General features: G+C 50.7%; 23 protein-coding genes. 13 read left to right on the forward strand and 10 right to left on the reverse strand.

The window, feature by feature from the left end; all coding sequences use genetic code 11:
• Window positions 1–54: 54 nt before the first annotated feature.
• Both rpmF and yceD read right to left on the reverse strand, forming a co-directional pair.
• On the reverse strand, window positions 55–222 hold the full coding sequence (rpmF, locus tag V2154_RS12705; RefSeq protein WP_013576249.1) for a 50S ribosomal protein L32: 168 nt from the start codon (window positions 220–222) through the stop codon (window positions 55–57).
• Between the two features lie 12 nt (window positions 223–234).
• Window positions 235–759 (reverse strand): 23S rRNA accumulation protein YceD, encoded by a 525-nt coding sequence (gene yceD, locus V2154_RS12710; RefSeq protein ID WP_034791386.1) that lies wholly within the window; start codon window positions 757–759, stop codon window positions 235–237.
• A gap of 143 nt (window positions 760–902) precedes the next feature.
• Between yceD and V2154_RS12715 the strand changes: the two genes are divergently transcribed.
• Window positions 903–1,508 (forward strand): Maf family protein, encoded by a 606-nt coding sequence (locus tag V2154_RS12715; protein WP_353502552.1) that lies wholly within the window; start codon window positions 903–905, stop codon window positions 1,506–1,508.
• Between the two features lie 5 nt (window positions 1,509–1,513).
• On the opposite strand, the gene rluC is transcribed toward V2154_RS12715, so the two are convergent.
• A complete protein-coding gene (rluC, locus tag V2154_RS12720; RefSeq protein WP_353502553.1) occupies window positions 1,514–2,476 on the reverse strand; it encodes a 23S rRNA pseudouridine(955/2504/2580) synthase RluC in 963 nt (320 codons plus the stop codon).
• 590 nt (window positions 2,477–3,066) lie between these two features.
• Here rluC and rne point away from each other — a divergent pair.
• Complete coding sequence (rne, locus tag V2154_RS12725) at window positions 3,067–6,378, forward strand: ribonuclease E (RefSeq protein WP_353502554.1); 3,312 nt, start codon at window positions 3,067–3,069, stop codon at window positions 6,376–6,378.
• A gap of 75 nt (window positions 6,379–6,453) precedes the next feature.
• On the opposite strand, the gene V2154_RS12730 is transcribed toward rne, so the two are convergent.
• Window positions 6,454–6,741: a putative quinol monooxygenase gene (locus V2154_RS12730; RefSeq protein WP_353502555.1), complete on the reverse strand. Its 288-nt coding sequence runs from the start codon at window positions 6,739–6,741 to the stop codon at window positions 6,454–6,456.
• Between the two features lie 206 nt (window positions 6,742–6,947).
• Here V2154_RS12730 and pyrC point away from each other — a divergent pair, with 206 nt between their 5' ends.
• The 5 genes from pyrC to V2154_RS12755 all read left to right on the forward strand — a co-directional run bounded on the left by pyrC (window position 6,948) and on the right by V2154_RS12755 (window position 11,099).
• A complete protein-coding gene (gene pyrC / locus V2154_RS12735) occupies window positions 6,948–7,997 on the forward strand; it encodes a dihydroorotase (protein ID WP_353502556.1) in 1,050 nt (349 codons plus the stop codon).
• Window positions 7,998–8,114: 117 nt separating this feature from the next.
• Complete coding sequence (gene dinI, locus V2154_RS12740) at window positions 8,115–8,363, forward strand: DNA damage-inducible protein I (protein ID WP_353502557.1); 249 nt, start codon at window positions 8,115–8,117, stop codon at window positions 8,361–8,363.
• Between the two features lie 335 nt (window positions 8,364–8,698).
• Window positions 8,699–8,953 carry a biofilm formation regulator BssS gene (gene bssS / locus V2154_RS12745; protein ID WP_353502558.1) on the forward strand — a complete coding sequence of 85 codons (255 nt, stop codon included), beginning with the start codon at window positions 8,699–8,701 and terminating at the stop codon, window positions 8,951–8,953.
• A 181-nt stretch (window positions 8,954–9,134) separates the two neighbouring features.
• A complete protein-coding gene (gene solA / locus V2154_RS12750; protein WP_353502559.1) occupies window positions 9,135–10,253 on the forward strand; it encodes an N-methyl-L-tryptophan oxidase in 1,119 nt (372 codons plus the stop codon).
• A gap of 195 nt (window positions 10,254–10,448) precedes the next feature.
• The gene (locus tag V2154_RS12755) at window positions 10,449–11,099 is read left to right on the forward strand and encodes a LuxR C-terminal-related transcriptional regulator (protein WP_353502560.1); all 651 of its coding nucleotides are present in this window, start codon (window positions 10,449–10,451) and stop codon (window positions 11,097–11,099) included.
• Window positions 11,100–11,157: 58 nt separating this feature from the next.
• Here the strand turns inward: V2154_RS12755 and V2154_RS12760 are convergent, their stop codons facing one another.
• A complete protein-coding gene (locus V2154_RS12760) occupies window positions 11,158–12,195 on the reverse strand; it encodes an AI-2E family transporter (RefSeq protein WP_353502561.1) in 1,038 nt (345 codons plus the stop codon).
• 410 nt (window positions 12,196–12,605) lie between these two features.
• Here V2154_RS12760 and V2154_RS12765 point away from each other — a divergent pair, with 410 nt between their 5' ends.
• Entirely contained in the window at window positions 12,606–13,166 is a 561-nt protein-coding gene (locus V2154_RS12765; protein WP_353502562.1) for a cytochrome b, read from the forward strand.
• Between the two features lie 24 nt (window positions 13,167–13,190).
• Window positions 13,191–13,769: a YceI family protein gene (locus tag V2154_RS12770; protein ID WP_353502563.1), complete on the forward strand. Its 579-nt coding sequence runs from the start codon at window positions 13,191–13,193 to the stop codon at window positions 13,767–13,769.
• Window positions 13,770–13,840: 71 nt separating this feature from the next.
• On the opposite strand, the gene trhO is transcribed toward V2154_RS12770, so the two are convergent.
• Window positions 13,841–14,896, reverse strand: a complete 1,056-nt coding sequence (gene trhO / locus V2154_RS12775; protein WP_353502564.1) for an oxygen-dependent tRNA uridine(34) hydroxylase TrhO — start codon at window positions 14,894–14,896, stop codon at window positions 13,841–13,843.
• A gap of 246 nt (window positions 14,897–15,142) precedes the next feature.
• Here trhO and V2154_RS12780 point away from each other — a divergent pair, with 246 nt between their 5' ends.
• The 3 genes from V2154_RS12780 to mdtG all read left to right on the forward strand — a co-directional run bounded on the left by V2154_RS12780 (window position 15,143) and on the right by mdtG (window position 19,109).
• Window positions 15,143–16,240 carry an NADH:flavin oxidoreductase/NADH oxidase gene (locus V2154_RS12780; RefSeq protein ID WP_353502565.1) on the forward strand — a complete coding sequence of 366 codons (1,098 nt, stop codon included), beginning with the start codon at window positions 15,143–15,145 and terminating at the stop codon, window positions 16,238–16,240.
• A 425-nt stretch (window positions 16,241–16,665) separates the two neighbouring features.
• Window positions 16,666–17,598 (forward strand): Kdo(2)-lipid IV(A) acyltransferase, encoded by a 933-nt coding sequence (locus V2154_RS12785; RefSeq protein WP_353502566.1) that lies wholly within the window; start codon window positions 16,666–16,668, stop codon window positions 17,596–17,598.
• Between the two features lie 272 nt (window positions 17,599–17,870).
• Window positions 17,871–19,109 carry a multidrug efflux MFS transporter MdtG gene (gene mdtG, locus V2154_RS12790; RefSeq protein ID WP_353502567.1) on the forward strand — a complete coding sequence of 413 codons (1,239 nt, stop codon included), beginning with the start codon at window positions 17,871–17,873 and terminating at the stop codon, window positions 19,107–19,109.
• A 1-nt stretch (window position 19,110) separates the two neighbouring features.
• On the opposite strand, the gene V2154_RS12795 is transcribed toward mdtG, so the two are convergent.
• Window positions 19,111–19,302, reverse strand: coding sequence for a hypothetical protein (locus V2154_RS12795; protein ID WP_353502568.1), 192 nt, complete (start codon window positions 19,300–19,302; stop codon window positions 19,111–19,113).
• 221 nt (window positions 19,303–19,523) lie between these two features.
• Between V2154_RS12795 and V2154_RS12800 the strand changes: the two genes are divergently transcribed.
• Window positions 19,524–19,931 (forward strand): MysB family protein, encoded by a 408-nt coding sequence (locus tag V2154_RS12800; RefSeq protein ID WP_353502569.1) that lies wholly within the window; start codon window positions 19,524–19,526, stop codon window positions 19,929–19,931.
• 16 nt (window positions 19,932–19,947) lie between these two features.
• Here V2154_RS12800 and V2154_RS12805 read toward each other — a convergent pair whose 3' ends face one another.
• The 3 genes from V2154_RS12805 to V2154_RS12815 form a co-directional block, all read right to left on the reverse strand.
• Window positions 19,948–20,178 (reverse strand): YceK/YidQ family lipoprotein, encoded by a 231-nt coding sequence (locus V2154_RS12805; protein WP_353503992.1) that lies wholly within the window; start codon window positions 20,176–20,178, stop codon window positions 19,948–19,950.
• 124 nt (window positions 20,179–20,302) lie between these two features.
• A complete protein-coding gene (gene mdoH, locus V2154_RS12810; RefSeq protein ID WP_353502570.1) occupies window positions 20,303–22,888 on the reverse strand; it encodes a glucans biosynthesis glucosyltransferase MdoH in 2,586 nt (861 codons plus the stop codon).
• Entirely contained in the window at window positions 22,881–24,416 is a 1,536-nt protein-coding gene (locus V2154_RS12815; protein ID WP_353502571.1) for a glucan biosynthesis protein G, read from the reverse strand. Before V2154_RS12815 ends, mdoH begins: the two co-directional genes overlap by 8 nt.
• Between the last annotated feature and the right edge of the window lie 137 nt (window positions 24,417–24,553).

The raw sequence follows: 24,553 nt of genomic DNA on the forward strand, positions 1-24,553 counted from the left end.
CTTGCTAGTACTTATCATGAGTGAGTTATCACGCAAATAAGTAGCAAGCAAATCTCAGCCGATTACCTTGCGACCGCGGTAGAAACCGTCGGCAGTGATATGGTGACGCAGGTGAGTTTCACCAGAAGTTTTGTCCACAGACAGAGTGGAAGTGGTCAGAGCATCGTGAGAGCGACGCATGCCACGTTTAGAACGGGTTGGTTTATTCTGTTGTACGGCCATGGACCTTACTCCTTAAGTACTTTTCTTTAAACTCGCTAATACGGCAAATGGATTTGGTTTCTCCGCCTCTTCAGGCAGTTTACCGAATACCATGTCCGCGTCGGACACTTCACAGTGTTCAGATTCATGTACCGGAACGACAGGCAAAGAAAGAATGATTTCATCTTCAATCATTGCCAGCAGATCAACTTCGCCAAAGTCGTCGACTTCGATCGGCTCGTACGCTTCCGGTAATGCCTCAGCCTGTTCATCATTGCGAACAGGGCTAAAACAATATGTTGTGTGAACCTGATGCTCAAACGTCTTACCACATCGCTGACATTCCAGAGTTACGAGAACTGCTGATTTGCCTTCGATAACGGCCAGCCGTTGATTGTCGATATTAAACGACAAAGATGTTTCCACATCAGAATCAACACTAACCACTGATGCCGCAACTCGTGTTACCTGATCAGGCGTGTAGACACCGGAGTAATCTAAACGCTTTTGGGCTGTACGAACCGCATCAACGGCCAAGGGTAATTTTACTTTTTGCATAGGGCGCGCATATTAACTTTGTAACGACATAGAGTCAAAGAAAAAGGCCTCAAAACCGCACCTTTCACCAATATTCGCTTCCACAGCGGCCAACAGTTTAAGATGTGCAAATAAATAACGCTACGCTTTGTGAAAAAATAATAATGCCAACTTTACCCCCTATTCTGCTCGCGTCGACATCAACCTACCGCCGCGCACTGCTGGAAAAGCTGAACCTTGAGTTTAGCTGTGCCGCGCCGAATATCGACGAGTCGCCCTATGCTAATGAATCGCCTGAAACTTTAGTCAAACGATTGGCCGAAGCCAAGGCGCGGGCTTTGATGCACTCGCATCCCAATCATTTGATCATCGGTTCAGACCAGGTCTGTGCAATCGAGGGAAAAATCACCGGCAAGCCACACAACTTTGAGAAGGCTAAACAGCAATTGCGCTTGGCTAGCGGCAAGGTTGTTACCTTCTATACTGGGCTGTCACTGCTCGATAGCCGCACTCAGCAAGCCGTTACCTTATGCGAACCCTTTGAGGTTTCCTTCCGGGCGTTAAGCGATGAAGAGATAAGCAACTATTTAGAGATGGAACAGCCTTACGATTGCGCGGGGAGTTTTAAGTGCGAGGGGTTGGGGATCAGTTTATTTAGCCAACTCAACGGCAGAGATCCCAATACGCTGATTGGTCTGCCGTTGATTGCACTGCTGGAACTGTTGCGCGCTAAGGGCGTGAACCCCCTGCTGCGCCAACAGTCAGTATAAAAGCATTAACCTTTGGCGGGTTTGAGACGCAGCTTCTTCAAGCAGTTGCGCAGTTTGGCATCCATTGGAGCCTCAATGCGCAACGTCTCGCCGGTACCAGGGTGCTCAAAACGCAAAGCAGCGGCATGCAGGAATAGGCGATTCAAACCCGTTCCGGCTAATTGTCCGTCAAAATCGCGATCGCCATATCTGTCGTCAAAAGCAATCGGGTGCCCCGCATACTGGGCGTGCACACGGATCTGGTGCGTTCTTCCAGTTACCGGGCTGGCTTTAATCAGCGTGGCGAACTCGTAGCGCTCTTCAATTTTAAAGCGGGTTTCAGAAGGCTTGCCTTCCGCACTCACCCTGACGATACGCTCACCGCTCTGTAAAATGTTTTTCAGCAAGGGGGCCTGTACCACTTTGCAGTGGGATTGCCATTCGCCCTGAACCAGCGCGAGGTAATCTTTCTGCATGCTTTTTAAACGCAGTTGCTCATGCAGCGAACGCAATGCCGAACGCTTTTTGGCCACCAGCAGAACGCCTGAGGTGTCTCTGTCAAGACGGTGCACTAACTCAAGGAAACGCGCGTCGGGGCGCAAAGCTCTTAAGCCTTCGATAACGCCAAAGCTCAACCCACTCCCGCCATGCACCGCGGTGCCGGAAGGTTTGTTGAGGATCAGCAGATGATCGTCTTCATAAAGGATGCAGTCAGCTAACGCGGCAACTTTATCGAGTTTGGCAGAGACCGGCGCTTCATCTCGCTCGGCAACGCGAACCGGAGGTACGCGCACTTCGTCGCCAGCCAACAGCTTGTATTCAGGTTTAATACGCTTTTTGTTTACCCGCACTTCACCCTTGCGCACGATGCGATAAATCATGCTCTTAGGTACGCCTTTAAGGATGTTGCGCAGGAAGTTATCTATGCGCTGTCCGGCTTCGTCTTCGGAAATGGGGATTAATTGTACAGATGGATTCTCAGTTTTCATGGGTCGCGATTCTAAATATCCGGCACGGTTCGCGCCACTGGTTTTTATGAGCTTAGCGTTTAGTTTATCAGCAACTGGGCTGGAAAACCCGACGAGCAGTAAGAATGAAGGGATAATCAATGCGGGTTACATCGCATAAGGATAAGAATCTTTACTGCAACTACTAAAGTCACCTTGCTATCACTGTGCATGCAATGGAATAATGAGGTCACTTTCCGCGTTCTTTTCCTTAAGTTAGGGAAAACGCAGGAATTATAGATTTGTCTGATCGAACAAAAGCGCAGCAATGGCGTAAGACGTAATGTGAAATCAAGCAATTAGCGGGCTGCGGATTGCAGCTTGGCCGGCAAATGGAATGAGATCTGTTAACCTAAATTCAGAAGCTATTCCCCTACTAAAAGTACTGCTTTCATAACGCTGGTATGGTTAATACGGCAAAAGCAGGCTTACCGAAATAATGCGCCCCTATGCAAGCGACAACCGTGAGGTTGACGACTTTGCGAGAAGACTCGGGGCCAACGGTTTATCCGGCCATGAGGTTATTTTGCCCGCAGCTCTGTCAATAATGCAAAAATAACGAGTAAGTTAAGATGAAAAGAATGTTGATAAACGCAACTCAGCAAGAAGAGTTGCGCGTTGCCCTTGTGGATGGACAGCGGCTCTATGATTTGGATATCGAAAGTCCGGGTCATGAACAGAAAAAAGCCAATATTTACAAGGGTAAAATCACCCGCATTGAACCAAGTCTGGAAGCGGCATTCGTTGATTATGGCGCTGAGCGACATGGTTTCCTCCCCCTCAAAGAAATTTCTCGCGAATACTTCCCTAGCAATTACTCCTCGCATGGCCGCCCAAACATCAAAGATGTTCTGCGCGAAGGTCAGGAAGTTATTGTTCAGGTAGATAAAGAAGAGCGTGGTAATAAAGGTGCAGCACTGACGACCTTCATCAGTCTGGCCGGTAGCTATTTAGTGTTAATGCCTAACAATCCTCGCGCTGGGGGTATTTCCCGCCGGATTGAAGGTGATGACCGAACTGAACTGAAAGAAGCGTTATCTTCGCTGCAACTGCCGGACGGCATGGGCCTCATCGTGCGTACCGCCGGTGTAGGTAAATCCGCTGAAGCACTCCAGTGGGATTTGACCTTCCGTCTGAAGCACTGGGACGCCATCAAAAAAGCCGCCGAAGGCCGCCCTGCTCCCTTCCTGATCCATCAGGAAAGCAACGTCATCGTGCGCGCATTCCGCGATTACCTGCGCCCAGACATTGGCGAAATCCTGATCGACAACCCTAAAATTCTCGATTTGGCTAAAGAGCATATCGCAGCCTTGGGTCGTCCAGATTTCAGCAGCAAAATTAAGCCTTACATCGGTGAAATCCCGCTGTTTAGCCATTACCAGATTGAATCTCAGATTGAATCTGCGTTCCAGCGTGAAGTGCGTCTCCCTTCCGGTGGTTCCATTGTTATCGACAGCACCGAAGCCCTAACCGCTATCGACATCAACTCCGCACGTGCAACGCGCGGCGGCGATATCGAAGAAACCGCATTCAACACCAACCTTGAAGCAGCAGACGAAATTGCTCGCCAATTGCGCCTGCGCGACTTGGGTGGCCTGATTGTTATCGACTTCATCGACATGACGCCAGTGCGCCATCAGCGTGAAGTTGAAAACCGTCTGCGTGATGCCGTTCGTCAAGACCGTGCTCGCATTCAGATTGGCCGTATCTCTCGCTTTGGTTTGCTGGAGATGTCGCGTCAGCGTCTCAGCCCTTCTCTGGGTGAGTCTACGCACCACATCTGCCCACGCTGTGCCGGTACCGGGACCATTCGTGATAACGAATCCCTGTCACTATCGATTCTTCGTTTAATCGAAGAAGAAGCGTTGAAAGAAAACACCAAAGAAGTTCACGCCATTGTTCCAGTGCCGATTGCTTCGTATCTGTTGAACGAAAAACGTGAATCAGTCAATGCGATTGAAAAACGTCAAGGCGGCGTGCGCGCAGTGATCGTGCCTAACGATCAGATGCAAACACCTCACTATTCCGTACTTCGCGTACGTAAAGGTGAAGAGTCTTCGGTACTGAGCTACTTGCTGCCGCAGATTCATGAAGCAGAGATGCTGCAACCTTCTGAAGATATGCCTGCTGAGCGTAAACGCCCAGAGCAGCCTGCACTTGCCGCATTTGCTCTGCAAAGCGAAGCGCCGCCAAGCTCTTTCGACCGTCCTGAAGCCGTTGAGCAGCCAGCAGCACCGACTCGCCCAGCCGCTGTAGCAGCGCCTGCTGCCGCTAAGCCGGGTCTGGTCAGCCGCTTCTTTAGCGGGTTGAAAGGTCTGTTCGCCTCTGAGCCGCAGGCTGAAGCTAAGCCAGTTGAAGTAGCGAAAGTTGAACCTGAAACCACAGAGAACGAAAATCGCCGTAACGGTGATCGTCGTAACCAGCGCCGTCAGGGCAATGGTCGTCGCGATCGCAACGGTGAGCGCGGTGAGCGCGGTGAGCGTGGCAATCGTGATAATCGCAGCGAAGGTCGCGAAAACAATCGTGATAACCGTGGCGAAGGCCGTGATAACCGCGAGAACAATCGCGAGCCGCGTGAAGATCAGCGTCGTAACCGTCGCAATCAAGAACCTGTCGTCGCCGCTGAAACCCGTAACGAAGAAGAAAACACCTCTTCTCGCGACGAGCAGCAGCAAGCTCCGCGCCGTGAGCGTGGCGATCGTTCACGTCGTCGTTCCGATGACAAACGCAAAAATACCCCAGAAGATAAAGTCCAAGAAGTTGTTGCTCAGGAAGTTGTCGCTAACGTTGTTGAAGAAACGGCTCAGGAAGATCGTCAGCCAACTCAACGTCGCCAGCGTCGTCAGCTTTCCCAGAAAGTACGCTTCGAGTCTGAAATCGATCATGAAGCTGAAGCAGCTGCCCAGCAGTTGATCACCGGCGTCATGCCAACGGTAACGCCAGCCGCGCAAGAAACACGCGCTGAGCCAGAAGTTGAGCAAACTGCCGCAGTCGAGACAGATGACAGTCAGAACGAAGGCGGCCGCGAAGGTGGTATGCCACGTCGCTCGCGTCGTTCACCTCGCCACCTGCGCGTCAGCGGTCAGCGTCGTCGCCGTTACCGTGATGAGCGTTATCCATCACAGTCACCGATGCCATTAGTGGGTGCGTTCGCTTCGCCAGAAATGGCATCTGGCAAAGTGTGGATCAGCTACCCAGTGGCTCAGGCCGCTGAACAGCAAGATGAACATGCAGCCGTGGTTGAGAAGGCCGAGACACTGACTAATCAGGTTGAAATTGCTCAGGAAAATACCCCTGCACCTGTCGTCACTGAAGTGGTTGAAGCGCAGAAACAACCTGCTGTTGAAACGCCAGTAGCAGAAGCACCAGCAGAAACTCAAGCTCCGGCAGTTGAAGAACCCGCGCCAGCAGTGGCTCCGGTTGAAGAAGTTGCTAAGCCTGAAGTCACAGAATCAGTGAATGCAGAACCAGAGGTTGTAGAGCAGCCTGTTGCTGACGAGCCAGTATTGGTTGAAGCAGAAACTGCTGAGCCAGTCGAGCCGACGCCAGTGGTTGAAGTTAAACCTGAAGCTCAGCAGCCTGTTGTTGTTGAACCAGTGGCTGTAGCGAGTGAGCCAAAAGTTGAAGCCGTCCAGCCAGCAGAAGTTAAAGCTCCAGCTCCGGCTGAGGCAGTCACTGCCGATGTGGTTGCTCCGCGCTTCAAACATCACGCTACCGCGCCAATGACCAAAGCGCCTGCTCCGGCTTATGTTCCAGAGCCTGCTCGTCAGAGTGACTGGGTGCGTCCAGAGTTCAACTTTGATGGTAAAGGTTCAGCGGGTGGCCATGCTGCAGCGACTACTGCAACAGCTCCGGCAACCAAGCCAGCAATGCCAACTGAGTAATAGGGCATTCTGGTCATGAAAAAACCCGCTTCGGCGGGTTTTTTATTGGTCATGATTCACGAGCTAAGAAGTGAATTAGCCGATTTTTTTCAGACGCTTGATGTCCAAACGAGAAACCTTTTTCTCGATAAAGCGCGCAAAACCTACCAAGTGTTCAGTTTCATTGTGCTGGGACAGAGCTTCTTGCGTGGCCCAGCGTTCATAGAAAATAAAAGTCTCGGGATGGTCGATATCCTGGTGTAAATCATACTGAAGGCAGCCTAACTCCTGGCGGCTATGCTCGATCAACTGGTGCATAGCGTCCGTGACTTCTTTCAGAAATTCAGGCTTAGCGACGACGGTAGCAACGACTCTGACTTCCATAACTTCTCCTTTAGCAGTAGCCTTTAAATATGGATGAAGATGAGGATTAGTGAAACCCTGCCCCTACTATGGCCCTCTGTTTGCCTCAATTTCAATGTTAACTTTATTAAACAGATGCAACTGAACAGTTTTCAGCTTATCCTTGTTCCCCGCCGTTAATGCATCTGAAATTCACGTATTGCTTTTCAACGCCGGAGCCCTGCCTGATGACCGCAACACCGCAAGTTTTGAAAATTCGCCGCCCAGACGATTGGCATATTCATCTGCGCGATGATGAAATGCTCGCTACCGTTTTGCCTTATACCAGTGAAGTTTTTGCCCGCGCCATCGTTATGCCTAATCTGACACCGCCGGTCACCAGCGTTGCAGCCGCAGTGGCTTATCGCGATCGCATCAACGCGGCTATCCCTGCTGGTCACAACTTCACCCCCCTGATGACCTGCTATTTGACGGACTCTCTCGACCCGGAAGAAGTTGCTCGTGGTTTTCTGGAAGGCGTGTTTACTGCCGCCAAACTTTACCCGGCTAATGCGACCACCAACTCACAACACGGCGTGTCCAACGTTAAAGCGATTTACCCTATTTTCGAGCGCATGCAATCGATTGGCATGCCGCTGCTGATCCACGGTGAAGTAACGCATAGCGACGTAGACATTTTCGACCGCGAAGCGCGCTTTATCGATGAAGTGATGGACCCTATCCGCACCCACTTCCCTGAACTGAAGATTGTTTTTGAACACATCACCACTAAAGAAGCGGCTCAGTACGTGCTCAGTGGCAATGAGTATATTGGCGCGACTATCACCCCACAGCATCTAATGTTTAACCGCAATCACATGCTGGTTGGCGGCATCCGCCCTCACCTGTTCTGCTTGCCGATTTTGAAGCGTAACGTGCATCAGCAGGCCCTGCGCGACGTTATCGCCAGCGGCTCTAATCGCTTCTTCCTCGGCACCGACTCAGCACCTCATACCAAAGGCCGCAAAGAGTCGAGCTGTGGTTGCGCGGGCTGCTTTAACGCCCCTCTGGCAATCCCTGCCTATGCCACCGTGTTTGAAGAGATGAATGCCCTGCAGCATTTCGAAGCTTTCTGCTCTTTGAACGGCCCGCGTTTCTACGGCCTGCCAGTGAATGAAGATTTCATCGAAATCACAAAAGTCGCCGTGACCCAGCCGGAAGAAATTGCCTTGGGTGATGAGACGGTGGTTCCTTTCCTCGCCGGGCAGACCTTGCAGTGGAAAGTCACTTCTTATTAAGTGAAAGTGCCGCCAGATGGCAGTTTCTCGTCTGGCGGTGACATAAATCCATGTACCCCTTGCTTACTGCATAATATGACTGTATAAATATACAGTCATATCAATTCAGGGGGTCATATGCGTGTTGAAGTCACAATCGATAAAACCAAACCTCTTCCAGCCGGTGCTCTAGAAGCGCTGTCAGGTGAATTTAGTAAACGAATAAACCAACAATTTTCTGACACCGACAACAAAGTTCAGGTTCGCTACGCCGGCTCTAATAACCTCTCCGTTATGGGTGCGCCGAAGACAGACCGCGATCGTATAGAAGAAATTCTGCAAGAAACCTGGGAAAGCGCCGACGAATGGTTTTCCACAGATGAATAACGTCATTGTCGCGATCCTGATTGGTCGCTCAATCTTAATTGCGGTATTAAAGGATAAATAATAATTAGGTTGATATATAACCAGGCTCTCAAGAGCAGTTTTCACCGGGCGTCGCTGTCCGGTTTTTTTCATTTGCCTTATTTCTAAGATTATTCCCTGTTTTAATTGTTTTCGTCCTCTTTATTCATCTTTCATCACACTTTTTTTACTGTTAAAAACATTTATAGCCCCCAAAAGCCTCCTTAAGTGTTTATACTTGAATTGCTCACCAGATAATGAGCCGCATTGATCCTCGTTAGTTACTCATGCTAGTCACTACAAATTAAGGGGTCTATATGGACAGAAATGATGAAGTTATTCAAACACACCCACTTGTGGGCTGGGATATCAGTACCGTCGACTCTTACGATGCAATGATGATACGTCTTCATTACCTGTCTTCAAAAGACCAACCGGCAGAAGATGCCAAAGTAGACAGAACATTGTGGTTAACGACAGACGTAGCGCGACAACTGATTAACATTCTCGAAGCTGGTATAGAAAAGATTGAATCGAACGAGTACGAGTACATTGACCATCGCAAACACTAGTTTTCACCTACCACTCTAAAAGCACCCTCACATTGATGTCAGGGTGCTTTTTTTTATGGCTCTCACCGCAACATCCGCACACTTAACCACACTGCATGGCCGGAGTTAACTTGCCTTTCGGTGAGCTATCTCTCTATTATGCCCAACAATATTTTCTTAAAAATCATCAGAGGAAGCTGAAATGCAATACGACCTCATTATTGTCGGCAGCGGTTCTGTCGGTTCAGCGGCAGGGTACTATGCAACGCGCGCCGGTCTAAAAGTATTGATGATAGACAGCGCCATGCCGCCCCATCAGGAAGGCAGCCACCACGGCGAGACGCGAATTATCCGTCACGCCTATGGCGAAGGTGCGCGCTACGTGCCGATAGTGCTGCGCGCCCAGCAGCTGTGGGATGAGCTGGCAACGCTAAGTGGCGAGAAGATTTTTCATCGCAGCGGCGTAATTAACATAGGGCCGCTGGACTCAGAATTCATCAACAATGTAAAAAGCACCGCCGTTGATTATCAACTGAATACCCAGTCGATGAGCGCCGAGGAGATCAGGGCTAAATGGCCTCTGATTGCTATCTCCGACGAATACTGCGGTGTGTTTGAAAAGGATTCGGGCTATCTGCAAAGCGAGCTGGCCGTTGCCGCTTATATTCGCCTTGCGCGCGAGGCAGGCTGTGCACAACTGTTTAAATGCCCGGTGGAATCGATAAGCTACAATGAGGATGGCGGCGTTACGGTCACTACTCATGAAGGCAGCTATCGTGCGCCGCGCATTGCTTTAACGGCAGGCACCTGGATTAAAACCCTGCTGCCAGAGCTGCCTGTTAGCCCGGTGCGCAAGGTGTTTGCGTGGCACCACGCCGATGGCCGCTACAGCGAAGAGAATCACTTCCCGGCGTTTACTTTCCAGACCCTCAACGGTGACCAATACTATGGTTTCCCGGCGGTAAAAGATGCCCTGAAGCTGGGCAAACACAATGGCGGTCAGCCGATCGCTGGCCCTGAAGGGCGTAAACCCTTCGGCAGCATCGCCGCAGACGGCACAGAAGTGTTCAATTTCCTGCGCCACCACCTGCCAGGCGTCGGCGTTTGCCTTCACGGCGCTGCTTGCACCTATGACGTGACTGCCGATGAAGATTTCATTATTGATACCCTGCCTGAGCATGACAATACGCTTATCATCACCGGTTTGAGTGGCCATGGTTTTAAATTCGCCAGCGTATTAGGTGAAATCGTTGCCCAATTTGGTGCAAACCAAAAAACCGAGTTTGACTTTACGCCTTTCTCGCTTTCGCGTTTTAACTAAAATCACTCAACTATTTTTCGGTTTTAATAACCAGAAAATATCGTCAAAAGGCCATTCAGCTAGCAAGAATGGCCGTTAATCTTATTCCCAAGCGTTTTCGAATTGACACATTTGCCATTATGAATCTATCCTTCCAATAGCTATCACAGGAGTGGTGGTTGTCGCGCAACGATTGCGCATGGACAAGGACGTTTTATGAAAATATTAATTATTGAACCCTGCGGCTTTACCCGTCTCGGAATACACTCTTTCTTATTCAATAACAATCAGATAGAAATTCTCGACTTTGTTAGCATAGCCGATGCTATTCCTCACATGACGCAATTTAACCCTGAGCTGGTGCTGATTAATATCACCCAGCTTTGCCAAAACTCGAAATTCTCGACAGAAATAAAAACCTTCCTCGATCTTCTGCAAGATACGGCAATGTTTTGTTATCTGGATTCGCAATATCCTGTCACTAACCATCCGGTACACATCACTAACGATGTTTATATTCTTAATAAACAGCTTGTGACGACCTTGTTGAAAACCATCGCTGAAGGTAGCACCTATTATCCGCCTTATAACACTCGCTGTATCTTTAGCGAGCAAGAAATACTGGTGATGAATTACTGGATGTCGGAAATGCCCAATCACAAGATTGCGCGCAAGCTTGAGATCAGTAATAGAACGGTATATGTGCATAAACGCCATCTGGCGCAGAAAATTAAAGTGAGAAACAGGCTCGAGTTCTGTTTTGTGTATAACTTTATCAAATACCTTTTTTGGCCGATCAACGAATCAGCTCGCGCGCCTATCAGTCGGCAGATAAAAGACGAAATCCTGACGCTCTACAAACAATAAAACACATAAAAAACAAAGAGAAAGACCTTTCTTTCTCTTTGTTTAGATCTCTTCAATTTTACTTGGCCGGCTTGCCATCCCCGAGCAGTACAGCAATCTTATGCCCCGCTACCGTAGGTTCAAATGCTATCTTGAGCACAATGGTTAGCGGCACCGAAAGCAGCATTCCTACCGGTCCCATCAGCCATCCCCAGAATATTAATGAAATGAATACAACTAAAGTGGATAACCCCAATCCTTTTCCTAATATTCTCGGCTCAACAATATTGCCAATAATAAGATTTATCGCCAAATAACCGGCAATTAAGGTTATCCCCTCACTGACACCATTAAATAAAAAAGCCTGAATGATCGGCGGAATGGCGGCAATTATCGAACCAATGTTAGGGATATAATTTAATGCAAAGGCTAATAAGCCCCAGAGAAAAGCAAAACGTACTCCGAGCAAAGCCAGCAATGCCCAAATCGTTAACCCGGTGGCTATGCTAATTAACGTTTTGATCACCAGATAGCGCGTCACGCTGTCTAAAGCGCGTTGAATACTTCCCGCTCCCTGTTCTCTGTTTTCGGATAACTGATTTAACTTGTAGGGCAACTGCGGCACTTCAAGCAGCATAAATACGACGGTCATGACCAACAGGAAAACGCCCGCCATGGCATTGGAAAGATGAGTGATAAGGCCACTAATCAGGTTGATGGCATAGCCAGGATCAAAATACCCGGCCAGCGTTTCAGAGGAAAACCCCAGCCCATTAATCTGTAAAAGGCTCTGCAAATCTTCGAACTTCTGCGAAATCAGGCCGCGGTATTGTGGCAGCGTGCGGCCAAAGTCATTGAGCGTCACAATCAGCATACTGGTAAGGAAAACCATCATCATGACGACAATGGCCGCGACTAACAGAACGGCCAGAGGGCGTGGAAAGCGAATTCGCTCCAGGCGAACAATCAGCGGGTTGAACACGAAAGCCAAAAACAGTGCCAGAATAAAAGGCACGATAATATCCGCCGCCGATTTGATCCCTGCGAAGATGATCACCAGCATGCCCATCATAATGGCGATCTTCAAACCCTTTACCGTCACCACGGACTTGGCCATTCATCTCTCCCTTTATTGCTTATATTGAGTCTCGTCACGCGATTAGCTGCTGATTTAATTAGTATGACTTATTTTCTTATGCCACTCCGGAATTTACATTTCAAAGAGTAGCATATCGCCAAATTAGCTATGCAAAACTAAAAAAAGAGGAAAAATTAGCGAAGAATGTGTTTTTTTATATCAAATATATTGATATATAAATAATTTTACCAAGCCTTGCAAAACCTGACAAAAAGCCAACCTTATCTGAATACCTATATTTAACACTGCGCCATTGAATAAAAACCATGAATCTTATTCAAATATAAAGAACAAGTTTAAATAAGTTAAATAGATTGGGATTTATTATTGATTAAATGTTTCCACATGTTTATTTTCATTTAAAGATGCTGCTTAATTAAGGAATTGCCGTGCAGTGGAAAAACACACCCGTTCAATTTGGCCATCTTTCCGTGCTGATGCATTGGCTGGTTGCTGTGGCTTTTTACGCCATGTTTGCCTTGGGGCTATGGATGGTCGGGCTGGGGTATTACGATGGTTGGTATCACCGTGCGCCCGAGCTGCATAAAAGCATCGGCGTCTGCGTTTTCGCGGTGATGGTCTTGCGTCTGGTTTGGCGTTTTCTCTCTCCGCCCCCTTCCCCGTTAAAAAGCTACAGCAAGGCAACACGCCTTGGTGCCTGGCTGGCCCACGTGGTGCTGTTTATTGGCTTGTTTACCATTTTGATCAGTGGCTATCTCATTTCCACTGCCGAAGGTCAGCCCATTAGCGTCTTTGGCTGGTTTGAGATCCCCGCCACCCTGTTTGGTTTGAACCAGCAGGCAGACATCGCGGGCGTGATTCATCTCTGGGTGGCTTGGGGCATCGTCATTGTTTCTGTACTTCACGGCCTTGCGGCGCTTAAACATCATTTTATTGACCGGGACATCACCCTAACCCGCATGCTGGGGCAACGGCCGCGTTCCGATTAACTTGTTGGATAATGGAGGATCATCATGTTCAAAAAAACCACTCTGGGCTTAACGCTGGCGTCTTTGTTACTCGCTGCTGGTAGCGCAACGGCGGCTAACTATAAGATTGATAAAGAGTGGCAGCACGCCTTTATCGAGTTTCGTATCAAGCACTTGGGTTACAGCTGGCTGTACGGCAGCTTTAATGATTTCGACGGCGGTTTTACCTTCGATGAGAAAGACCCATCGGCTGACAAGGTGAATGTCACCATTAATACCACCAGCGTCTTCACCAACCATGCCGAGCGCGACAAGCATTTGCGCAGTGACGAATTCCTTAATGTCACCAAGCACCCGCAGGCGACCTTCACCTCAACGTCGGTGACAAAAGAGGGTGATGGTCTTGCTGTCACTGGCGATTTAACGCTAAACGGCGTCACCAAGCCTGTAACTCTGCAAGCTAAGTTGCTCGGCCAAGGTAAAGATCCGTGGGGCGGCTACCGTGCAGGCTTTGAAGCGGCAGGGAACATCAAGCTGAAAGATTACGGCATCACGACCGATTTGGGACCGGCCTCGCAAGAAGTGGAGCTGATCATCTCGGTGGAAGGGGTTCAGGAGAAGTAATTTCGCCTGACAATCTCGCTAAAAAAAGGGCCTGTATCTGATACAGGCCCTTTTCACTTCATACTGGCAAATTACTGTTTTTCAGGTGCGGGAATGTGCATGGTGGTCTGCAACAGTCCTTTGGACTTATTGAAGACTTTGATGCCATTTTCCCGCCCGGCTCGCAGTGCGCGCTGCTCTTCTAGCGGCAATTTCAGCTCGGTCTGGCACATTTCGCTACAGCATCCCTCAAACTTGGCCGCGCAGCTCGGGCACTGGATGAACAGTAGATGGCAGCCGTCGTTAAGGCAGTTGGTGTGGCTGTCGCACTCGGCGCCGCACTGGTGGCAGTGGGCAATGACGTCGTCTGAAATGCGCTCGCCCATGCGTTCGTCAAACACAAAGTTCTTACCTTTGAATTTGACCGGCAGGCCCTGCTCTTTGGCACGACGGGCGTACTCAATGATGCCACCTTCAACGTGATAAACATTTTTAAAACCGTTATGCATCATATAAGCACTGGCTTTTTCGCAGCGAATGCCGCCGGTGCAGTACATGACGATTTTCTTCTCTTTATCTTCTTTCAGCATGTCCACCGCCATCGGCAGTTGGTCGCGGAAAGTGTCTGAAGGTACTTCAATCGCCTTGTCAAAATGGCCCACTTCATACTCGTAGTGGTTACGCATGTCGACAAACAGCGCGTCGGGGTCGTCAATCATCGCGTTGACTTCTTCGGCTTTGAGATATTGCCCGACGTTCGACGGGTCAAAGGTATCGTCATCAATGCCGTCAGCCACGATGCGATCGCGCACTTTAAGACGCAGAACCCAGAAGGATTTGCCATCGTCTTCCAAAGCGATATTCAAACGAATCTGGTCCAATGCGGGATGGCTAGCGAAAAGCGCGGTTTTGAACGCTTCGAACTGATTGTTTGGCACGCTGATTTGCGCGTTGATCCCTTCGTGTGCCACATAGATTCGACCAAATACATTCAGTTTGGTCAGGCAGACGTAGAGCATGTCGCGGAAGGCTTTTGGGTCTTCGAGATGGAAGTATTTATAAAAAGAAACCGTGGTACGCGGCTCAGTTTCAGCCAACATGCGCGCCTTCAGTTCCTCGTTAGAAATTCGGTTATGTAACACTGGCATGGTGTACTTTCCTGTCTTTCGAGGTTAATGCTTAGTTAATCAGCGGGGCTGGTAATGGACCACAGCACCACTTTTCGAGCGGCAACATCATACATTAAACCAACATTTTCGACATCTTCCGTTGCAAAATTTCGGTTAAAAGATTGAGGAAAGGCGGCAAGTGCTAAGGCAAAGCGCGGGAAATGGGATAACCTCAAATGAGTTAGGGTGAATTCTCAGCCATTAAACCAAGATAATGAGGAAACTATGAGTAAGCTTTTCCAACCCATCTCGCTAGGTAATCTGACATTAGCTAACCGCATTATCATTGCCCCGATGTGCCAATACTCTTCTGATAACGGCAAGGCAACAACCTGGCATCATGCTCATCTTGGGCAGCTCTCTTTCTCCGGCGCGGGGTTGCTTATCCTCGAAGCCACCGCGGTAGAAGCCATTGGCGGCATCTCGCCCCAAGATTTAGGTTTGTGGGATGACGAAACCGAAGCCGCCATGAAAGATCTGGTCGCTTCCCTTCGCGATAACAGCGACATTCCTCTCGGCTTACAGCTGGGCCACGCCGGACGCAAGGCCTCCTGCCACGTGCCGTGGAAAGGTGGCAAGCAGCTGACGAGGGAAGAAGGCGGCTGGCAGACCATCGCTCCTTCTGCCATACCCTTCGCAGATACCGATGCCACGCCAGAAGCCATTTCGTTAGAACGCATTGCCCAACTGAAAGCGGCTTATGTGGAATCCGCTAAAAGAGCTGACAGCCTGGGCTTTGACCTGCTGGAGCTGCACGGCGCGCATGGCTATCTGCTGCACCAGTTCCTGTCGCCACTCTCCAACCAGCGCACCGATAACTACGGCGGCTCGCTGGAAAACCGTATGCGCCTGCTGCTTGAAATCTATCAGGAAATTCGTCAGGCCTTTTCTGCCGACAAGCCTATCGGCGTGCGTATTTCCGCCACGGACTGGGTTGAAGGTGGCTGGGACTTAGAGCAGTCGGTGGTGCTGGCGAAAGAGCTAGAAAAGCTGGGTTGCAGCTATATTCACGTCTCCAGCGGCGGCCTGAGCCCGCAGCAGAAAATCACCATTGGCCCGAATTACCAAGTGCCCTTTGCCGAACGCATCAAGCAGGAAGTCAGCATGCCGGTGATCGCCGTAGGGCTGATAACGGAGCCAGATCAGGCCGAAGCTATTGTTGGCACAGGTCAGGCGGATATGGTGGCTCTGGCACGCGGAATTCTCTATAACCCGCGCTGGCCGTGGCACGCCGCGGCTAAACTTGGCGCAAAAGTTTCAGCACCGAAGCAATATTGGCGCAGCGAGCCGCACAATGTTAAAGGGTTATTCTGGTCAGAATAATCAGAGTTTAAGCGCATTATTATTAATAAGAGGGGCAACGCAAGTTGCCCTTTTTTATTGTAAAAACCAGCACACCTTCAATTTGTGTTAATTCAGCCTTTTTAAATCAAATTTTATGACGTGGAAAATTGACAAAATAGCGATGTCTGCCGATATTCAAACGATCTTAACCGCACGATGATTCTGGGGCTTGCTCACAAAAGCGGCACCCTTTGCGCTATTGATAGGCAGATAGCTAACAAATGAACTATTCATGCCGTTAATTTTCACCTGAAACCTAAAAAATGCCACAATACTTCACTTCGCTTAAGGGAATGACTCGCAGCGGCTATGAAAGCCGGGTTGTGGTGTGTTTTCTGTGGCTGGCTACTGCATATAGACAGAGCTTATATCTTCTTACTTCGACACATTGACGCAGAGATTTTATGACTCAGGTACCGACCTTTACACGTTCACTACTGCATCCACGTTATTGGATAACATGGCTAGGATTAGGCCTGCTTTACCTGCTGGTGCTTCTGCCGTACCCGGTTATTTATCGCCTGGGTACTGGGCTAGGCCGTTTTTCTATGCGTTTTTTAAGACGCCGCTTTAATATTGCTCAACGCAATCTCGAACTCTGCTTCCCAGAAATGAGCCCTGAACAGCGCGACCATATGGTGCTGAAGAATTTTGAATCCGTGGGGATGGGGCTGTTTGAAACGGGCATGGCGTGGTTCTGGCCAGACCGGCGTATTGAACGCTGGTTCAAAGTCAGCGGGCTTGAGCACATCCAGAAAGCGCGAGACAACCAGCAAGGCGTATTGCTGATCGGCGTCCACTTCCTGACGCTGGAACTCGGCGCGCGCATCTTCGGCATCCATAATCCGGGGGTTGGGGTCTATCGCCCGCACGATAACAAACTGATGGATTGGATCCAGACTAAAGGCCGCATGCGCTCCAATAAAGCGATGATCGACCGCAAAGACCTGAAAGGCATGATCCGCAGCCTGAAACAGGGTGACATCATCTGGTACGCGCCGGACCACGACTACGGCCCGCGCAGCAGCGTCTTCGTGCCCTTCTTCGCCGTGGACAAAGCCGCGACCACTACCGGGACTTACCTGCTGGCTCGCATGGGTAAACCGGCGATCATTCCGTTCACGCCGCGCCGTTTGGAAAACGGTAAGGGCTATGAGTTACTTCTTCATCCGGCAGTTGAAAACTTCCCGCTGGAAGATGAAGTGGTCGCTGCGGCTTATATGAATAAAGTGGTTGAGGATGAGATTCGCCTCGCGCCTGAGCAGTACATGTGGCTGCACCGTCGCTTTAAAACCCGTCCAGAGGGTGAACCTTCTTTATATCAAGCTCTCGAATAATGCCTGCGTTTTGCCGCCCAAGGTGCACTGCCTTGGGCTTTCCCAGCCCTGCCTCCTGCCCTCTGCGTAATACTTATCTCGCTAATCATTGATCTTTTGCAATGCAGCAAAATTCTTAAACCGGTATTTTATTTTCTGCGTTAACTTTTCCGTAACATCATTGATGTGACTGATTAATAGGCGCATAATTATCACACTAACGCATGATAGTTAATCCGCTCTGGCACTCGCCCGACAGCTCAGAGCCAATGGACCTTTCATATCGGTAATTTATGACATCGGAACCCGCAGCAGAAACGGCACCAGACCCTATAAATTGGAAGCGAAATCTCTTCGTTGCTTGGATAGGATGTTTCCTGACTGGCGCAGCATTCAGTCTGATCATGCCCTTCCTGCCCCTGTACGTTGAAACCCTCGGTGTAACCGGCCATGAATCCCTGAACATGTGGTCCGGCCTGGTGTTCAGCATTACGTTCCTGTTCTCCGCCATCGCCTCACCCTTCTGGGGCAGCCTGGCTGACCGTAAAGGTCGTAAAATCATGCTGTTGCGCTCTGCCCTCGGCATGGCGATTGTGATGGCCTTGATGGGTCTGGCAACCAATATTTGGCAGTTTCTGGTGTTACGTGCTCTGCTCGGCCTGCTCGGCGGCTTTGTGCCCAACGCCAACGCGCTGATTGCTACTCAAATCCCCCGCAATAAAAGTGGCTGGGCGCTAGGGACTTTATCCACGGGCGCGGTTAGCGGCGCTTTGATTGGCCCACTGGTCGGCGGGCTGCTGGCCGACAGCTACGGGCTTCGCCCGGTGTTCTTCATCACCGCCTTCGTGCTTTTCCTGTGCTTTATCATGACGTTATACTTCATTCGCGAACAGTTTATGCCGGTTAACAAGAAGGATATGCTGAATCGCAAACAGGTTTTCGCCTCGCTGAAAAATCCCAAGTTAGTGCTGTGCCTATTCATTACCACCATGATTATTCAGGTGGCGACGGGGTCGATTGCGCCAATCTTGACGCTGTACGTCCGCGAACTGGCGGGGAACACGCAGAACCTGGCCTTTATCAGCGGCATGATCGCCTCGGTGCCGGGCGTGGCGGCGCTGATGAGTGCGCCAAGGCTAGGTAAGCTGGGGGATAGGATTGGCCCGGAGAAAATTCTGGTGGCCATGCTGGGCGTGTCGGTGCTGCTTCTCATTCCGATGGCCTTTGTGCAGAGCCCGCTGCAACTGGGGATCCTGCGCTTTATGCTTGGCGCGGCAGACGGGGCGCTGCTGCCTGCGGTGCAAACTTTGCTTATCTATAACTGTACTAATCAGGTCGCCGGGCGAGTGTTCAGCTATAACCAGTCGTTCCGCGACGTGGGTAACGTGACCGGCCCGCTACTAGGTGCCGCCGTCTCCGCAAGCTACGGCTTCCGCACGGTGTTTTGCGTCACTGCCGTGGTGGTGCTTTTTAACGCCGTTTACTCCTACTGGAGCCTGCAACGCCGCCAACGCGAAGTGACGGCGGAGTAAATCAGACCGTCCAGTCGCGCCGCGCCAAGACCACGCGATAACCGTCAGCATCTACAAAGGTGCTGCCGGTTTCATCCCAATTTTCAAACTGTCCTAACAGCTCAAACCCCAACCCCTGCTGATACATCTGCGCGATGATCCGAATATTGTCGGTGGGGCGAGCAATGCGCAAAACGGCCTGCCTTGAAATCATGAGCGCCAATCTCCTTGTGGGTGAAGTGGTCTGAAAAAAGCAAAAAAACGGTTAATTTCTGCGTTATTAGCCGGTGAAAACTTGCAACCTCAGCCGTAGCGTCAACAATTAGTGAGTTAGAAAAACACACACAGAATTTTTATAACTCAGCCGTTAGCACCTAATAACTAACGCATTAAACATTATCCACTATCCTCGTCAAAGCAACTCAGGAGAAAAAGATGAGCATGTATGCAACCTTAGAAGAAGCCGTTGATGCCGCCCGGGAAGTGTTTCTTGAGGCTGCGCGAGACGCCACCGATAACGATGAAGAGGCAATCCCTGAACAGTTCAACCTGCAAAAGTATGTGATGCAGGACGGCGATATCATGTGGGAAGCTGAGTTCTTTACCCGCGATGGCGATGCCGTTGAGAGCACCAATTTCCGCAGCGGCGAGGCGGCTCAGGCTATTTTTGATGGCGACTACGACGCGCAAGAGCTGGAGGAGGAGTGGCTGGACGAAGGTACGCTCTACGAATGGGACGAAGGTGAATATCAGTATGAGCCGCCCTTAGATACCGAAGAGGGCAAAGCCGCGGCCGATGAGTGGGATGATGAGGATGATTACCCGGGCAAGGATATAGACTAACGCCCGAAGCAATCCCTCACTCATAAGGCCCGTGGCGGGCGTCAATCGGCAGCATGAATGTGTCGACAATCATCGACAGCGGAACGTCGATAATAGTGACATAGCGCCACGGGCCGTCTCGCACGTCCCACTGCACGCCCGGGTAGTATTGATTACCGTGCCCCTGCCCCGGAACGGTTCGGCTGATAATGCTGCCGCAGCCTGTCAGGGTAATGACCAGCGCCCCGAGGGCGACAGCGCGTAGCATTGAATGTCTTGTCACACCCTTCCCCGCTGATAAAAAACCACTCATAAAAAAGGCAGGATGCTGATGCATCCTGCCTTTTATCTCTCTCACCGTTGTGCTTTACAACAGCGTTAACTCAAGGCATTTAGACCGGCTTGGCTTCCAGAGTCTGTGTCTCAGGGAAAGCCTGAACGTTACGCGGCAGCTCGCTGTAGTAGGCGCTCCACGCGTGTTGATCAGGTTGAGTCCAGACCGCAGAGTGCAGACGTGCCATGATCACCGGGTCACTCAGCAGGACCAGGCGGTCTGCTTTGCTCAAGGCTTTCGGCCCGGTGTTGAATGCCTGCTCCAGACGATACTGACGGCCATTCTCAATGCTTGGGCGCAGCAGGTGACGCGAGGTCGCCATGGCCGTTGCCAGTGCATTGAAGCTTGGGTCAAATACCGCGTGCATGAAGCCGTTTTTCAGCGAACGAGAACGGTTCAACATCAGATATTCATCAGTCGCCACCAGCTCGCGCGGCGGGTTGTACTCTTCAGGGATCAAGAACAGTTTGGCTTTCTTGCTCTTAATACCCAGCGTTGCACGGCTCGACAGCACGGAAACGAACGGCGACAGAATCAGGGAGAAGACGATTGGCGCCAACCACCACAGGAAGCGCAGGTCCAGCCACGCCATCCCGCCAGCCCACACGGCACCCAACAGCAGTTGCGAACCGTGGCGCTTGAAGGCTTCGCCCCAAGGAGTGTCGTCATCATCACGCTGTGGAGAGTTCCACACCACTTCCCAACCCAAGAACGCGCTCACCACGAAGACGGTGTGGAACAGCATGCGCACTGGAGCCAGCAAGACGGAGAACAGCATCTCAAGCAGCATAGAGAAGAACAGACGAATGCCGCCGCCATACTCTTTCGCGCCCTTGGCCCAAATCAGCACAATACTCAGCAATTTAGGTAAGAACAGCAGCACCAACGTGGTAGAGAACAGGGCTATCGCCAGCTCAGGACGCCATTGCGGCCAAACCGGGAACAGCTGCCTTGGCTGCAGGAAGTATTGCGGCTCCATCAGTGTATGCACCACTTGCAGCGCGGTAGAGAGCGCCAGGAACATAAACCACAGCGGAGCAGACAGGTAGGACATCACGCCCGTCAGGAACACCGCGCGGTGCACCGGGTGCATGCCTTTAACTAAGAACAGACGGAAGTTCATCAGGTTACCGTGACACCAGCGGCGGTCGCGTTTCAGCTCGTCCAGCAGGTTCGGTGGCAACTCTTCATAACTGCCCGGCAGGTCATAAGCAATCCACACGCCCCAACCCGCGCGACGCATCAAGGCAGCTTCGACGAAGTCATGGGACATGATAGAACCCGCGAAGGAACCTTCACCCGGCAGCGGCGCAAGGGCGCAGTGCTCAATGAAAGGTTTCACGCGGATAATGGCGTTGTGGCCCCAGTAGTGAGACTCACCCAACTGCCAGAAATGCAGGCCGGCGGTGAACAGCGGGCCGTAAACGCGCGTCGCAAACTGCTGACAGCGCGCGTACAGCGTATCCATGCCAGACGCCTTAGGCGCAGACTGGATAATACCGGCGTTCGGGTTGGCGTCCATCAGACGCGCCAGGCCCGTCAGACATTCACCACTCATGACGCTGTCGGCATCGAGAATAACCATGTAGGCATATTCCCCGCCCCAGCGGCGGCACCAGTCATCAATGTTGCCGCTTTTACGTTTTACACGGCGGCGACGGCGACGATAGAAGATGCGGCCATGGCCATCAACGTCGCGACACACTTCCATCCACGCCTTTTGCTCGGCCACGCAGATATCCGGGTCGTAACTGTCACTCAGGACGTAGATGTCGAACTGGTCGAGATCGCCGGTGGCTTTCACGGATTCATAAGTCGCACGTAAGCCCGCGAATACGCGTTCAACGTCTTCATTACAAATCGGCATGATAAGCGCGGTGCGATTGTTCGGGTTCAGCGGCTCATTACCGGTCGTCGAGGCGGTAATACTGTATTTATCGCGCCCGATCAGCAGCTGTAAGAAGCCCATCAGCGCGGTCCAGAAGCCCGCCGAAACCCAACAGAACAGGATGGCGAACAGCACCAGAATCCCGGTCTGCAAGACATAAGGCAGTAACTGCAAGACGGATTGCAACCAGTCTTGATTCAACATATCTGCGGGGTCGATGAGCGCCCAGCCCTGATATGGCAAGATGGTTTTCATGTACCAGGTGGCGATGGCGGTTTGCACCAGCATCAACACCAGCAGAATGTAGCGACGCACTGAACCGGCGTGACGCCATCTTTTTTCCGACTCTGGCATTTCAGATGAGCCGTCGCGACGGGAAACGGTGCTGCGCCCCCGCAGACTGTCCCAAAAACGCCCTACCGGGTTGGTACGCCAAACATCAGGGAACATGCTGGAACGCTTCACCGGCGGCATGGCATTCAAAATGGTGCGGCCTTCGTTGTCTACTTCAGACAAGCTGCCGTTTTCCATGGCGTCTGGCCAGCTTCCTGCCACACGCGTCTTAACGGAAAGCAGAGGGGCATCAGCGTCGGAAACGTCAGTAGTCATCGTTGATTCACCGCCGATTTGGCGGTGAACGGTCGCAAAGGCTTCTCCCTCGGACTGAGGGAGTTGCTGAATTAGCGCCGCTTTCTGCTCTTCAGAGAGCGGCAAAGCCTTTACGTAATCTTGAGTAGAATGCGTTGACTTATTCATTGGCAGGCAGCTGATAGCTCCAAGTTTCACTCAGTGTTTTCTCGCCATTAACCAGAGAAGCGCGCATTTCGATTGGCTTCTTAGGATCTTTCACTTTCAGGCGCAGCGTTAAACGCCAGCCTTTAGTTACTGGATTATAGCGGACATTATTTTCTACCAGATCACCGTTGTCACCGACACTCACCTGCGAAGCGACCGGGGTGTCATCTTTCAGCGCTTTCAGGTTAGGGCCGACGAAGTCCACCAGGAACGCCACGCTACCGTCTGCATCACGCGTCAGGTTGGACTGCTTAACGTCCCCCGTTGAGCGCATGGTGCGCTGTACCCACGCCAGATCAGGAGAGTGCAATTTCTCTTCTTCACGGCTGAAGTGCAGGCGATAGTTCAGATCTAAAGGTTTACCCACTTCTGGCAACTGATCCGGAGTCCAGAAAGCCACGATGTTGTCATTGGTTTCATCAGCAGTTGGAATTTCCACCAGCTCGACTTTGCCTTTGCCCCAATCGCCTTTAGTTTCAACCCAGCCACTTGGACGCAGATCGTAACGATCGTCTAAATCCTCGAAGTTGGAGAAGTCACGGCCGCGTTGCAGCAGACCAAAGCCTTTTGGATTTTCCATGGTGAACTGACTCACGGACAGGTGTTTTGGATTATTCAGCGGACGCCAAATCCATTCACCATTGCCAGCCTGAATAGAAAGACCGTTGGAATCGTGCAGTGCCGGACGGTAATTCATCACCGGCGAAGGCTGGTTAGCACCAAACAAGTACATGCTGGTCAGCGGAGCAATACCCAGTTTGCCGACTTTGTCGCGCAGGTAAACTTTGGATTGCACGTCAACGGTCGCTTCTTTACCCGGGTAAACGTCGAGGCGATAAGCACCGGTTGCACGAGGAGAGTCGAGCAAGGCGTAAATGACTAAGTGCTTTTCATCTGGATTTGGGCGCTCAATCCAGAACTCACGGAAGCGAGGGAATTCTTCACCAGAGGCCAGCGCGGTGTCGATAGCCAAGCCGCGGGCAGACAGGCCATACACCTGACCTTTACCAATAACGCGGAAATAGCTGGCACCCAGCACGCTCATGATTTCATCATCTTTATCCGCTTTATTAATTGGATAAAGTACTTTGAAACCGGCAAAGCCGAGGTTTTTGACCGTGTCAGCATCATGCTTCACATTGCCAAAATTGAAATAGTCGGGATTGTATTTAATCTCTTTAACGGTATTGGCCGTCACTTCATTGATTTTCACCGGAGTGTCGAAGTACATCCCCTGATGATAGAACTCAAGCTTGAAAGGCGTGTTCTGGTTTTTCCAGTACGCTTTATCATGATTGAATTGAATTTGTTGATAATCCGCAAATTTCAAATCACGGAATTGAGACGGCAGGTTGCTTTTGGGAGCTTCATAGCCCTTGTCAGCTAACGCTTTTGCTTGTTTAGCTACATCATCAATAGAAAAAGCCCATGCAGATGAAGAAATCATGGACATCAACACTGCGGCACTCAGCAAACGGACTTTAGTCATACGTGGCCCTTTGGAAAAATTTTTACCCGGCACATCCCCTCCTTTACGTGCGCTTAACTCATTCAGTCTATTTTAATTGAACTGTCAGGTTTCCGACAACATGAGAGATTGATGGTTCATCCCATTGATGAACCGTT

It is taken from the genome of Ewingella sp. CoE-038-23, assembly GCF_040419245.1.
Lineage (GTDB): Bacteria > Pseudomonadota > Gammaproteobacteria > Enterobacterales > Enterobacteriaceae > Ewingella > Ewingella allii.